We start from the raw sequence: 13,180 nt of genomic DNA on the forward strand, positions 1-13,180 counted from the left end.
AGAGGCTTTTTCTATGGCACAGGATTTTCTAACTCTTACCGATCTCGCCAAGATCAATGATTTCAACGTTCGAGATCTCGGCGTTACCGATTTGCTGAATGATGCTCCTTTCTTCTCGACACTGGCGGCGGCCGTTGCGACAAACGGAACGACCCATAAATACGTCGTGCAAGACGGAGCCCCGGCCGTTGGCTTCCGTGACATTAACGACGGGATTGAAACGGACAAGTCAGAGAACAAACAGGTCACTGTCACGTTGAAGTTGCTTGACGCGTCGTTTGGCGTTGATATCGCTTTGGCTGACGGCTTCCGGGGCAACATGGATAACGGCGGCGGCCGAGAGGCTTACATTGCACGTGAAGCCAGAGCCCACTTGAAGGAAGCGTTTTTTGTTGCCGAACAACAGTTCATCAACGGAACGAACAACAAAAACGACGGCTTTGCGGGGCTGGCTGACGTCCTGGATGCTCTTGAGAATGCAATGGTGTTGAGTGCAGCCGGCACCACGGCCAATACAGGATCGTCCGTCTACCTAGTGCGTACTGGTGACGATCAGAAAGACGTTCAGGCGATTATCGGTAACGATGGAAAGATCACGCAGGACGAAACGTTTTCGACCAAGGCGGAAGGCTCGGCGACCGGCCATTATACGGAGCTTTGGACTCCAATCATGGGATGGCTCGGCGTTCAAGTCGGCTCGGCTCATTCCGTTGGCCGTATCTGCAACCTGACAGCCGATGCGAACAAGGGCTTGACTGACGATCTTATCTATGACTCTCTGGAGACGTTCCCGGCTTCGCGACAGCCGAACGTCATTGTGATGAATCGCCGATCTTTGGGGCAGTTGCGGAAGAGTCGCACGGCCACAAACCAGACCGGAGCCCCGGCACCACGTCCAACGGAAGTTGACGGAATTCCGATTGTCGTGACGGATGCGATCAGCAACACCGAAGGCATTATTGCCCCGGCGTAAGCTTAACGCGGAGTAGCATTCACGCGGGCCGGGTTTCGGCTCGGCTCGCGTTCTTTTCTCTGAGTGGTGTTTTCTATGAGTTTATGGCACGGGGCAATTCAAGCGGCACTAGATGCAAACCAGGAAGTCACGGGAAGCGATTCCGTTACATACTTGGCAACGCCGGCTGATGATCCGGTCGAACTCCACAAGCCGACAAAAACGCTTGAGCCGAGATTTCTAAACTACCAGGAAAAGCTAGCACTCGAAACAGAGGTTGTTGACTGGATCGTCAAGGCGAGCGATTTCATTTCAGGTGGTTCATTTATTGCCCCGAATGAAGGGGCCGAGATCATTGACAGTAGCGGCACAATGCAAAAGGTTTACAGGGTATCGCGGTTCGAATCAGAACCGGCTTGGCGTTACCTGGACGCGTCCGAATCGCACGTAAGAATTCACACCGTTTTATCCTTAGAGGTTTCGTCTTGAGTGCTCCAGACTTAAACGCGGTGAAGCTTATTACAGCAGCACTAAAGGCTGATGAAACTCTCGGCAAGGCGGTTGACGTCATTCGAGGCCACAGGCCATCTATTCAGGGAAAAACGTTGACGTCAAAGCCGTTGATTGTGGCTTGTCCTGGTGGACGAAGCAAGGAGTCAGCGAGCCGAAACAGTTCGACCGTCACGGCAATCGTTTACGTCGGGATTATGGCAAAGCTTAGCAGTGGTCAAGGCGTCCGGGATGAGATTGCGGACGATCTCGCAGAGCTTGAAAGCTTGATTGATTTCAGTGAAGAGCTAGAGCGGTGGTTCTTACCCGATTCCGGGCAGGGCCGGAACTTTGCCGGGCCGTCTGGAAACTATACCGTTGTCGACCCGCTAACCACGGATCCAGCATATGACCCGGACGAAGCCGAGCGAGGCCGGTTCTTGTCGGTTATTCAGGTCCAGCTAGAAGAGTTGCGGGCGTGACGATTGATCTCAAGAGTTACCAGAAAAACTATTTCCTTGACCGGGCAGCGGTTAAAGATGCAGTTCTTGCCGGCAAGATTCGATCACTAAAGCGGGGCGGCGGGCTAGTCCGTACCATTGCCCGGCGTTCCATTAAGAAGTCGCGGCGGGTTGCTCTCTCGGAAATGTCGCCACGCTCTCAGGCGATCTTCAAGAACAAGCAAAAGAAGTATCGGGCACTCAAACGAAAGGGCAAGGCCGGGCCATACGGACCACCAAAGCGGCCCTACAAGAAAGCCGAGCCCGGCGAACCGCCACGAAGCCCGAGCGGCTTCCTAAAGAGGTTTCTTTTCTTTGGCTACGACGTCCCAAATGAAGAGGTGATTATCGGGCCGATCCGGTCTAAAACGGGCACGGTCCGACACCTGGAGCATGGGGGCCGGGCAACGTTACCAAACTCGCGAGGGCGGCGGGTTCCAATGACATTCAAGGGCAATCCGTTCATGAAGCCAGCGTTAAAAACGGCGGCCCCAAACTTACCAGACCAGTTCAAGAACTCTATTCGATAAGGAACTAAAGAACTATGACCGCACCAACAGCAGTACACCGGGGATACTTCGAGAAGATTTATATTGACACGGCTGATGATTGGGACACCCCAACATTTGTGGAGATCGAGGAAGCGGAGGACGGTCAGTGGAGCGTCACGCCGAAAAGCGAAACCGTCATGCTGAAGAAGCACGGCGGAATTGAACGGGAAATTCCCTACGGGGCGGCAATTGCCGCATCGTTCAACGTTAAGGCGTTGCCGGTTGGCTATTTGTCGTCGCGTGCGTACTACGCCAAACTACGTGATGCGTCATTGTCCGGGGTTCCAGTCTTGTTACAGATGGCAGACGGCAATCCGTCAGGCGCCGGCGTTGAAGTTCTTAAAGCGTGGTGGACGGTTACATTCAGCAAATCGGCACCGTCCGGGGGAACCGTTGACGTGTCTATCACTCTTGCACCGTCTGATTCACCAGCGGGCGAATCGCCGGAAATTACCGTAACAGAAGGCCCTTAAAGCACCGGCAAGCGTTCTTTTAACTTTCCTCTAAGCGGACGGCTATTCAATGGCAGGGTATAAGGATACGGCCGGCAATGAGCGATTCATTGAAATCGACTTGCCGGCCGTTGAAAGGGTTTATGATCGGCTTAATGTCGATTTGTACGATATCGGATCAGTCGGCCGGGCGGCTAGTTCGGTCCGGGAGTTCTTGCCGGTGATTCATTGCATTTCCTCACATGACGAGCCCTATGCGGAATGGTGGAAATTGCACCGGGGCGAAGCGGCCGACAATGCGATTGAAGCGACGTTGGAAGCCCTGGAGCTTTTTTACCCCCCGCATCTCTCGCGAATCATTCGAACAATGCGAATCCAGACAGGCGGGGCGATAGATGCGGCAATGAAAGCGGTGGAACAAGAGTTAGAGCAGACGTTTTCAAGCTTGCCGGGGCGTTGGGAATATCCCAGCTTGAAGGAATCACGCTTCGGAAACTTGTCTGGATGGCTCAAGGGCGTTTTCCGGAAACTGACAAGTTCCAGAAGCCGGTAAACGACGGCGGGAAACTTTCAGAGCTTCAAACGGCAATGGTAGGCAATGGCTAAAAACATCGAAGCGGGCGGGGCGTTTGTCCGCATTTTCACCAAAGATGGCGGACTCGACAAGGGTTTGACCAGGGCGGAAAACCGCTTGCGTATGTTCTCGCAAGTGTCGACCCGGACCGGCCAAAAACTCATTCGGACCGTTGCACCTATTGCCGTTGGTCTCTCGGTTGCTCTCAAAGTCGGGGCCGACTTTGAAGACCAGATGAGCAAAGTGAAGGCCGTCACGAGCGGGACGATTGCCGAGTTTGAAGCACTGAACGCAAAGGCTAAAGAGCTTGGCAGGACAACCAGCTTTTCAGCGTCTCAGGTGGCGTCTGCAATGGTCGAACTCGGCCGGGCCGGCTTTGACCGGTCTCAGATCGACACGGCCATTGCGGGCGTCTTGGCGTTGTCCAGGGCAACAGACACGGAGATCCCGGAAGCGGCTTCCATTGCCGGGGCGGCACTTCGTCAATTTAACCTGGAGGCGCAAGATTCCGACCGAGTCGTGGACGTCTTGGCGGCAACCGCTAACGGCTCGGCTCAATCACTGACAGACTTAGGGGAGGCATTAAAGCCGGTCGGGCCGATTGCTGCGGAATCCGGCGAATCCATTGAGGAAGTCTTAGCGGCAATAGCATTGCTGGCAAACAACGGCATCAAGGGCAGTCTTGCCGGTAACGCACTGGCAAGAGCTTACAAGAATCTTTCGTCAAGCTTGACGCAAAATAAGCTTGCAAAGCTTGGCGTGGATGCCCTGGACGCACACCGCAACATGCGGCCACTCGCGAGTGTTATCAACGACATTGCAAAAGCCACGGAGAATCTCGGAAGTGGCGACCGGCTCAACGCTTTTGAGGAGGTTTTCGGACGCGGACAGGCGGCGGCCCTGAAGCTTGCCGGCGGCGGGGCTGTCTTTGACGAGTTCTTGACGAAGCTGCAAGACCTTGACGGGCAGGTTTTCAAGACGGCCGAAGAAATGGACAACAATTTAGGCGGCTCATTTCGCCGGCTCAGTTCATCGGCAGAGGGGACGCTTATCGCGTTGAAAGACGCTACGGAAGTTGGCTCGCGAGAATGGATTGACGCCACGTCTGAAATGCTAGGCGTGACAACCGAATTCATTTCAGAGAATGAAGAGCTCATTATGGAAATCGTCCAGCTAGCGGCCGTTGTCGGAGCGGCCGGGGCGGCTTTGGTTACGTTGGGCTTGGCTGCGAACGTAACGGCCAGCGCAGTCGGAGGCGTCCGGGTTGCGGTTTTGGCACTGTCTAAGGCAATGACAATTCTGTCAAAAGCCAATCCTCAAATGATTGCACTAGGGGTAGCCATTGCGGCCATCGGGGCGGCTATCCTGGTTGCTCGGGGCCATCAAGCGGCGTTGAATAAGGAGATCGAAAAGAGCGTTGCGCTTGAGGAGAAACTGGCGGGAATCAAGGCGTCTGCAAATCAAAAATTCGTCCAGAAAACCCAGGGGATGGACAAGGATAAGGCGCTGGATGAGCTAAGGGCCGAAAAGGAGAGGCTTGAGAAAGACAAGTCGGCACAGGCGAAGCACTTGCGAAATGCCACAACATTCGCATCGGACGAAGAGTTAAAGGCTCACAGGAAGTCAATACCGTCTCAGGATCAGAGGGCGGCGGCGGAGTCAGAGAAGAAAATTCGAGAGGACCGGTTGCAATCCACAGTTGACGCACTGGCGGCCATTGACGAAGAGATTGCAAGGAGGGAGGCACAAGCGGACGAAGTTGAGCCGGAAGCCCCGGACGAAGAACCGTCAGGGAAAGCGAAAAGGCCCGGCTTTCAATTCCAGATCCCAGGAGCGGCTAAGGGCTTGCAAAGTGCTTTTTCTCCAATGCTCGGAGATCTCGCGAGAGGGGCGAAAGAGGCACACAATCAGGCCGTCAGGTCCACGGTTCAGAATGCCGGGATTTCCGGACTAAAAAAGATTTCGCCGGCTTTCGGCGTTCTCTCAACTATCGGCGGCCACTTGTCGAAATTCCGGGGCCATGAGGTTGAAGAACAGCTAGACGAGACGCCGGAAATCGTTGACGAGACAGTCAAGCGGGTTGCGTCGAATCAGTCTCTTGAGCTTGGGACCGGAGAGGCGCAAAGGATTATCGCGCAAGCGTTGTCGCCACGGGCAAGCAACGAGGAGAAAACGCTCAAAGTCCAGGAAGATATCAAAGTGAATTCTCAGATTTCGGCCGATCTCTTAGCACGCGTTGCCGATTATCTGGAAGCAAACGACATGGTTATAGTTAATAAGAAGGCGTAACATGAGACCGAAGGTTTTAAGCTTCGACCCGGCAACAGGCCAGACCGGTTCGTTTTCTACTCAGCAGGAAAGAACTAGGCTCTATGAGGCTCACGTTTCAGACCTGGACGGGGCAGAAGATGCACTGTATGAATACGATAAGTCTTTGCAATACGGCCAAGCACATCCGGCGAATGCAGCGTTAAGGGTGAAGCAGTTCACGACTCGGCAAGTTCTCAATGCACAAAAGGAGGGCGGAAAGGGCTGGAAGTTTCTCGTTAACGTGTCTTATTCGTCGTCAGTCGATGAGCCGGTCAAGGATATTCTATCCGTTCCAGCGTCGATCACGACAAGCACGGCAACAGTGAGACGGATCGTCACCACAGACCACGAGGGGCGTCCGTTGCTCAACAAGGCCGGGCAGCTTATCGAGGGCGTAGAGGATGAGTTTGACCTACTCGTTTTTGATATCACAAAGAACATTCCCGACCATTTGCCGTCATGGGTTGGGACGCACCGCAAGGCCATTAACGCCGATTCCGTCTCTATTGACGGCTTTCCGTGCTTGCCGAAAACGCTACAGGTCGGATCGTTCCAGGTTGGCGGCCGGCAATACCACGGGAAACAATCGTACAGGGCTGCGTCAATCAAGCTTGTTCACAACGAACAGACATGGGTGAGAACCTTACTGAATGCCGGCACGATGGAACTACGCTGGCAAGAGGTTCCGGGGCACGTTTATCCGCCGAAATACAAAGCCGTCTTGAGGCCTATTGTCGACGATGCCGGCGAAAATATCTCTAGCCCGCAATTACTCTCTAAGGATGGGGCAGCCTATCGAGTCGATCCACTTACCGGGAAAGTCGTACCATTCAATAAGCAAAAGGGGCTGTTCAGTGACCTATTGAAGATCAAGACACCACTAGAACCGAAAGAGATCGTAACGCTAGAGTATACACTAAAGAAACCGCGTCCATTCAATGGCGTTCTACCTATTCGATAAGAAGGCGATATAAATGAGTTTAATTGTGAATCAGTGGCGGGGAAATTCGCCAAGCGTACGACATACGGCAACCGTCACTGTCAATGATGCAGTTTTCGGGGCGTTGTATAAAGTCGACTTCGACGGCGTTGCGTCCGTTGAGACACGCGGTCAGGACGGGGACACGACGGCAACCATTGCGTCACGTCTTGCCGACTTGCTTGCAGGCGTTGCCGGCGTAACGGTCGACTATACGGCCGGGCAATCATCCATTGAGATCATGGGGCCGGCCGATGGCGTTCCTATGGCTTCGAACATCACAGCCAGCAATCCGGCCGGATCATTCACCGAGAGGATACGGCCGGGCAAACTGGCGATTGATCAAGAGTTCTTGATTGCATTACCCGAAGACACCACGGGCGGAACGTTTACCGTTTCCGTAGACTTTGGTTCAGGATGGGAAGAGACGACAGGGCAGGCGTATAACGAAACGGCCGAGAATCTTGAAAGCGACCTGGACGCGCTGACGAGCGCAAGCGGCGGGGACTTCTCTGTAACCCTGGAAGCAACCGAGCCGAGAACTTACCGGGTGAAGGTTGGGGGAAGCTGGGCCGGCAAAAGCGTTGCGATCAAGGCAGACACGTCCGGGCTCACGGGGCTATCAACGGCGGCCGTCTCTCGCGCTCAAAGCGTTGGGGGCGATGCACCGGCCGTATGGAAAATCCGCCTTCATCAAGATTCGTCTGCCAGTACGTTAATCAACGTGCACATGAATGGTGTCGCTTATGCGACGCAGATTGCGAACGTGGTGAGTCAATCATGGTGGGATGAGCGATTGCCTGCAAACACAGTGTCTTTCGCTGGTGGTCAGGAGTTGCATTCGGGCGGCTCAATGACGTCTCACGCGGTGTTCTCTGTTCCGGCCGATGTGTCTATATCGTTTAGTGGGCCAGTGTCTGCCCAGGTTGACGAGTTGCAGGCGTATCAAGGCGAATCGCATGACTCATTTCAGATGTTTGACTTCACGGCGGGCACCACAGGCACGCAAACCGTCACTTGGAACGGTCACACATCGGGGGGCGGTTCCATGTCTCAGATAGCGTCGCTATTGCTCAGCCTTCCGAATATTAACACCGGGGAAATTCAGGGCTTCACGTTTGGTAGCGTCCCCATTTATGTCGTACAATTCCAGAACGGACTCGGAGGGGCGTTGCAACCGTTAATTCAGTTCGGCACCACAGACGCAGAATATCTCAGCGAGGGAGCCGGGCCAGTAAACGATATTCACGCGGTTACGATTCTCGGGGCAACAGGCGGCACGTTTCCGCTACAGGTTTCCGGGAAAGCCGAGACGACAGACATTGATTTTGCAAGCGACGACATTGACGACATTCAAGCGGCCATTGACGCAACACTCTCGGCCGGAGAAACGGTCACGGTCACGGGGACAATCAGCAGCTTCCAAATCGAGTACGGCGGGGACCTGGCGGAAACGACAATTCCACTCATTGCCATTGATGGAAGCGGATTGACGGGCGGTCAAGATGCTATTATCAGCGAGGCAGTCACGCCGGTTGCTGGAATCAACGAAATTCAAGCCGTCAACATTGACCCGACCGCAACGGGCGGAACTTATTCGCTAGTTAATGGCCAGCCGAGCATTGACATTCCCTACAATGACAGCTTGCCAAACATTGAAGCGGCTTACGAGGATTTGCCGGATATTGGGGCGGGAAATGTGTTTTTTGACGGTACGCCAAGGCGGCTACTCATTGAGTATATCGGGGCACTTGCCGGGCGTCCGGTCGACCTGGTAAAGATCAATCAAGACAGCTTGATTGTGTCCGGTCAATCGGCGTTGACAGTCTCGGTTGAGTCTCTGGCGGGATCGGCGAACCATTGGAATAGTCCGCAAAACTGGTCACTTGACCATGTGCCGAGAAGCGGGGAACTTGTCGTTCTGAAGGGACCGGCCGGCGATATCTTGCACGGCCTGGTGCAGGCGGCCGAATGCACTTTCAGCGGAACCGATATCGTTCTCAATCAGCCGGGCGATTTCATTGACGGTCAAGTTGTTCGCCTATCAACTTCCGATACTCTGCCAACGGCTCAAGATTCAGGCGGGGCCGTTGTCCTGGATGGCTCGGCCGATTATTACGTTGTTGCCATTGGAGTGACAGACAGCGGAAATCAGACAATCAAGATCAGTGAGACGGACAACGGCGAACCGGTTGAGTTTACGAACGCCGGAACCGGAACGCATCGAATCGGCGTAAGGCTTGCCGGCATTCGACAATTCGCATCGTATGCCGGGGCGATTGGATTCCCGCAATTCATTGACGGCGCATGGTATCCGGGACAACGTTATTTACAAATCGACCTGGAAGCCCCGTCAAGCAACGATCCAAACATTGAGTTAGGAATCGGGGACGGCAGCGGGTTATCACGCGGCTATTTTGATTTCGGCACAAGCCACGTTGATGCACGCGTTTTGAAGTCTCAGGGTTCCGGAGACGAGCCGGCCATTAACGTTCTGAATGACAACATTGACGAAAGCGAAGTTGTCGTTATCGGTGGCGTGTTCGGAGTGGGGAACGATCCGGCCCGTACGCCAAGTATGCGGCGTTTAATTGGCTTCGCCGGCCGGTCGATTGTCGGCAATGCGAACTTCTCACGGATCGAAAGCTATAACAATTCCGTAGAGTCTGCAATTTCTCAGGCATCTTCAAACATTGTTCAAGTCAGGGCTTAACATGGAAGCGAACGTTATTCATTCCGAAGATTGGCCGGCCGTTTCTTCTCTGATTCAGAGAGAACGGGCCGGTCAATTCGCCGGGCTCGGCAATGGTCCGGGCTCGGCAGTCGGGGCCGTTCCTACACGCTTTGCGGTCCTCACGAAAGAGGTCATTGACGGCGTGGCAGAAGCGGCCCTGATGATTCCATCGGAGCGATTCACTCAGGATGTGTTCACGCCGGATGGCTTGCCGTTCCATCTTACAATCGGGGAACGGGAAGGGGCCGGCGATGTCGAAAAGACCGGCGACCTACAGGCGGGAATAACTCGCCAGGAATTGCTTTCCGTCCTGGAAACAACATCACTGCAGGGGCAGATTGAGAGAGTCGAGTTTGACGGGCCACGGTGGAAAGTGGTTTATAAGTCGACACGGCCGGCCGGGGCTCGCATCTTGTCCGATCCGGATCAGGAGCGGCTTTTTGTTTCGGCGAATCACCTGGTTTCTGCCGGTGAGAAGATCCGCGTCAAGATTGATCTCATGACGGCCGGAGACATTCCAGCCGGAACTATGGTGCAGGTCGTGTCGGTTCCGGGGAAAGGCTGGGCAGTCACGGAGCTTGAAGAGTTCCAGGCGGCCGGTGAAACAACAATCATCGGAGGGGATCCGTATACGTACGCGGACGAATGCACTCGACAAATCTTGCCGGCTGGCGTTTCGAGCGATTGCCCGGCATGTGGGGACGACACGCCGGAAGGCTTTTCCGTCTCGTTTCCCGGGCAGTCTTCGCCAGAGTTCTTAAAGCTTCTGTATGCGGATTTGTCAGCACAAGACTCTGAAGGAATCGACACAAGCGACCCGATACAGAACCGGCAATCGTTGCTTCACGATGCGGGGAGCGTGTTCGAGTCTGACGCGTTCAACGATGGTTCGATGTATTGGCATATTGAGATTTTCGACAATGCCGATTCAGGGCCATCGGCCCGGTTGGAGCTATGCGGCACAGACGAAACAATCTATTCCGATGGTTTGAAAATCGTCTATTGGACGAAAGGCGTTTTTGATTGTCTCTCGGCGAATTCGTTGTCGCGAGTCAGCCACTTGAGTAAGGGCTCGGCAGCAATGGGCCGGCATGAGTTTCCGCCATGTGTCACAGTCACTCCGTTTGCTCATTCTTGTCGGCCGAAAAGCGGGGCGCACAATGCAGCGTTTAATTGCGTGGCGTATTGGTCTGCAATCCTGGACGGGCAAGAGCTTATTGCGGGGCCGGCCGTTAACGATCCGGATGACGGGGAACGTGATTGCGTTTGGAGCCCGTACGAAGCGGCCGGAACGTCAATGACGGTTGGCTTCTATTGGACCGGTATTGAATCACTGAATGTTGCAAGGCAGGTGAGATTCACGGCTGAGGTTGAAATCGTCCGGGGCGATGATCGGGCAACGTATCGGCTCACGCAACGGGGCGATGATCGGCCGTCTTGTTTCGGAATGACACTACAAAAAGCAACGGGAGGCGATACGCTTCCCGGGACAATCACAATCAGACCATGGCAGAAATAAAAATGAGTTTTCCATCTTGCAAGCACGCCGGCCGGACAATGACCGCAAAGCGTTTCTGTGGGCATTCACAGAAGCCCCGGATTGTCACAAAGGAGGATTGCAGCGCGTGCCCGTTTTCAGACACGCCGGCCAAGGCTAAGGGCCGGCCGTGCGAGAGCCGGGGCGATCAAGTATTGTCTCTTGCTTGCTCTTGTCCGAAGATTCACGCACAGGGCGTCTATAGTTGCGATAAGCACGGCCAGTGCGTGCTACAAACGGAAGACCGGAACATTGAGGGCGTGAAGTCATGCGAGTCGTGCAAGGCCCGGACGGAGCCGGCAGCCGAAGCCGTCAATGTTGATGAAATTGCAATCATTGCGGTTCACTTCAATCCGGAGAGGTATCACTTGCCGGTTCGGAATTACTTTGAGTGGCGGCATTCTCTCGGCCGAATGGAACGTAATTTGATTACGGTTGAGCTTTCGTTTGATGGCCATTTCACAATTCACGATTCCATCAAGTTGCACGGAGGGCCGTTGAATGTCCTATGGCAAAAAGAACGAATGATCAATATCGGCTTGCAACACTTGCCGGATCACGTCAAGTATGTTGCGTGGATTGATCACGACATGGTTTTTGACAATCAGAGTTGGCCGGAAGATGCCATCAAGCTTTTGCAGACGCTAGACGTCGTGCAGCTTTTCGAAACTATGACCTACCTGGACAACGGCCGAAGCGAGACCAGTACACGAATCGGAGCGGTTGCCGGCTATCTTGGGGAGGTGGACAAAAAGAACACATCCGCACCGGGCGGGGCGTGGATGGCTCGGCGTGATTACCTGGAGCGATGCGGCGGGATCCTTGACGACAACATCGTTGGGGGTGGCGACAACGTTTTGTGTGATGGATGGCTAGGGCGTCAGTCTCACTATATGCAGACCTACGCCGGCAAGCTTGCCGAGTCGGCCCGGTCGTGGCAGATGGAAGCCCGGCAAGGCTTCCGGGGCGTTGGCTTCGTTCCAGGGGACGCCAAGCATTTATTTCATGGCGGAAAAGCAAACCGTCAGTATATGACACGGGCCGGAATTCTCAGGCGTCACGATTTCGATCCGTCGAAAGATCTGGTGATAGACTCGGCGGGGCTTTGGTCATTCCGTCCGGGACATAAGGAGGACATGCAAAAAGAAATCGCCGAATACTTCGCCGGCAGAAAAGAAGATGATTTCGCTTGACTGCTGTTCATTCGTGCAGTATCTTTTTCCCTGTTGGCGTATTGGCATGAAAACAATTAAGGCAACCGGCGATGACTGCCCAAAAAGACAAGCACACTTCTGACGCAACGAAACCTGGACGGTGTTTTGCGCTCGCGTTGAGGCGTGAACATGCTTCCCGCTTTCATGCGGTCTGTCTCAATATCTCCTCTTAGAGATCAAGCCCTTCTAGCGATCTCGCGACAATAGCGGCACACACAACGATGGTCAGTGTCTTCACCGCAAAGTAAGTCTGGTGAGTGACATATTCGAGACCTTGCGTGCCAGAAATGAACGCGTATAGCTGATAGACTGTCAGCATTTGTACACACACCCAGGCAAGCTTGTAGAACTTGAGTGACTCCTCTTGTGAAGGTGGGCTCGGTATTTCTGGGAGTTGCATTGGTTCTTCACTCACTGTTTCCGACATGGGCAAGGTGACAATCTGGCGGCACTTTGGGCACGTCGGATTGTCTTTCACTTTTTCGAGATCAATTCTCAGCTTTGCCCCACAATCACACTCAATTGAGACATCCTTAGTCATGTTTATGGCCCTTAATTCCAAGTTGCTTTTCAGCAGCCTCGTCGAGATATTTTCTCATCCAGACAGTAATTGGAATGCGTTCTTTTTTCGCGGCCTTTTCCCATGTGTCTCTCTGGGCTTCGCTTTCGCACGTCAGGTTGATTCGTGGACTACTCATTTAGGCAATATCATCAGAATGGTAATAATTACACAACTCGGATTGACACGGGGCGTGTTAATCCGTAACTTCGTGACACGTGGACTCAAGCCCGCCAGCCGGTTCGCGATCAATTTGAATCAATCAGGGCCTTCCCTGATCTTGCCCATTCAATGGCTGGCGGCATTGGATGGGTTTTTTTGTACCTTGT

The 13,180-nt window shown here is 53.9% G+C and carries 13 protein-coding genes; 11 read left to right on the forward strand and 2 right to left on the reverse strand.

The window, feature by feature from the left end:
* Positions 1-13 precede the first annotated feature (13 nt).
* From Mal48_RS00925 to Mal48_RS00975, 11 genes are all read left to right on the forward strand, one after another.
* A complete protein-coding gene (locus Mal48_RS00925) occupies positions 14-973 on the forward strand; it encodes a major capsid protein (protein ID WP_145195213.1) in 960 nt (319 codons plus the stop codon).
* Between the two features lie 75 nt (positions 974-1,048).
* Complete coding sequence (locus tag Mal48_RS00930; protein ID WP_145195215.1) at positions 1,049-1,441, forward strand: hypothetical protein; 393 nt, start codon at positions 1,049-1,051, stop codon at positions 1,439-1,441.
* On the forward strand, positions 1,438-1,923 hold the full coding sequence (locus Mal48_RS00935; protein ID WP_145195217.1) for a hypothetical protein: 486 nt from the start codon (positions 1,438-1,440) through the stop codon (positions 1,921-1,923). Before Mal48_RS00930 ends, Mal48_RS00935 begins: the two co-directional genes overlap by 4 nt.
* Positions 1,920-2,471, forward strand: a complete 552-nt coding sequence (locus Mal48_RS00940) for a hypothetical protein (protein WP_145195219.1) — start codon at positions 1,920-1,922, stop codon at positions 2,469-2,471. The genes Mal48_RS00935 and Mal48_RS00940 overlap by 4 nt, the downstream gene beginning before the upstream one ends.
* Positions 2,472-2,485: 14 nt before the next feature.
* Positions 2,486-2,965 carry a hypothetical protein gene (locus tag Mal48_RS00945; protein ID WP_145195221.1) on the forward strand — a complete coding sequence of 160 codons (480 nt, stop codon included), beginning with the start codon at positions 2,486-2,488 and terminating at the stop codon, positions 2,963-2,965.
* A gap of 49 nt (positions 2,966-3,014) precedes the next feature.
* Complete coding sequence (locus Mal48_RS00950; RefSeq protein WP_145195223.1) at positions 3,015-3,497, forward strand: hypothetical protein; 483 nt, start codon at positions 3,015-3,017, stop codon at positions 3,495-3,497.
* A gap of 45 nt (positions 3,498-3,542) precedes the next feature.
* Positions 3,543-5,807 carry a phage tail tape measure protein gene (locus Mal48_RS00955; RefSeq protein ID WP_145195225.1) on the forward strand — a complete coding sequence of 755 codons (2,265 nt, stop codon included), beginning with the start codon at positions 3,543-3,545 and terminating at the stop codon, positions 5,805-5,807.
* A gap of 1 nt (position 5,808) precedes the next feature.
* Entirely contained in the window at positions 5,809-6,789 is a 981-nt protein-coding gene (locus Mal48_RS00960) for a hypothetical protein (protein WP_145195244.1), read from the forward strand.
* A gap of 13 nt (positions 6,790-6,802) precedes the next feature.
* Positions 6,803-9,520 (forward strand): hypothetical protein, encoded by a 2,718-nt coding sequence (locus Mal48_RS00965; RefSeq protein WP_145195246.1) that lies wholly within the window; start codon positions 6,803-6,805, stop codon positions 9,518-9,520.
* A 1-nt stretch (position 9,521) separates the two neighbouring features.
* Positions 9,522-11,060 (forward strand): hypothetical protein, encoded by a 1,539-nt coding sequence (locus Mal48_RS00970; protein WP_145195233.1) that lies wholly within the window; start codon positions 9,522-9,524, stop codon positions 11,058-11,060.
* 245 nt (positions 11,061-11,305) lie between these two features.
* Complete coding sequence (locus Mal48_RS00975) at positions 11,306-12,271, forward strand: hypothetical protein (protein WP_145195235.1); 966 nt, start codon at positions 11,306-11,308, stop codon at positions 12,269-12,271.
* 190 nt (positions 12,272-12,461) lie between these two features.
* Here Mal48_RS00975 and Mal48_RS00980 read toward each other — a convergent pair whose 3' ends face one another.
* The gene (locus Mal48_RS00980; RefSeq protein ID WP_145195237.1) at positions 12,462-12,833 is read right to left on the reverse strand and encodes a hypothetical protein; all 372 of its coding nucleotides are present in this window, start codon (positions 12,831-12,833) and stop codon (positions 12,462-12,464) included.
* Positions 12,826-12,990 carry a hypothetical protein gene (locus tag Mal48_RS23045; protein WP_197441942.1) on the reverse strand — a complete coding sequence of 55 codons (165 nt, stop codon included), beginning with the start codon at positions 12,988-12,990 and terminating at the stop codon, positions 12,826-12,828. The genes Mal48_RS00980 and Mal48_RS23045 overlap by 8 nt, the downstream gene beginning before the upstream one ends.
* Between the last annotated feature and the right edge of the window lie 190 nt (positions 12,991-13,180).

The organism is Thalassoglobus polymorphus (genome assembly GCF_007744255.1).
Classification (GTDB): domain Bacteria; phylum Planctomycetota; class Planctomycetia; order Planctomycetales; family Planctomycetaceae; genus Thalassoglobus; species Thalassoglobus polymorphus.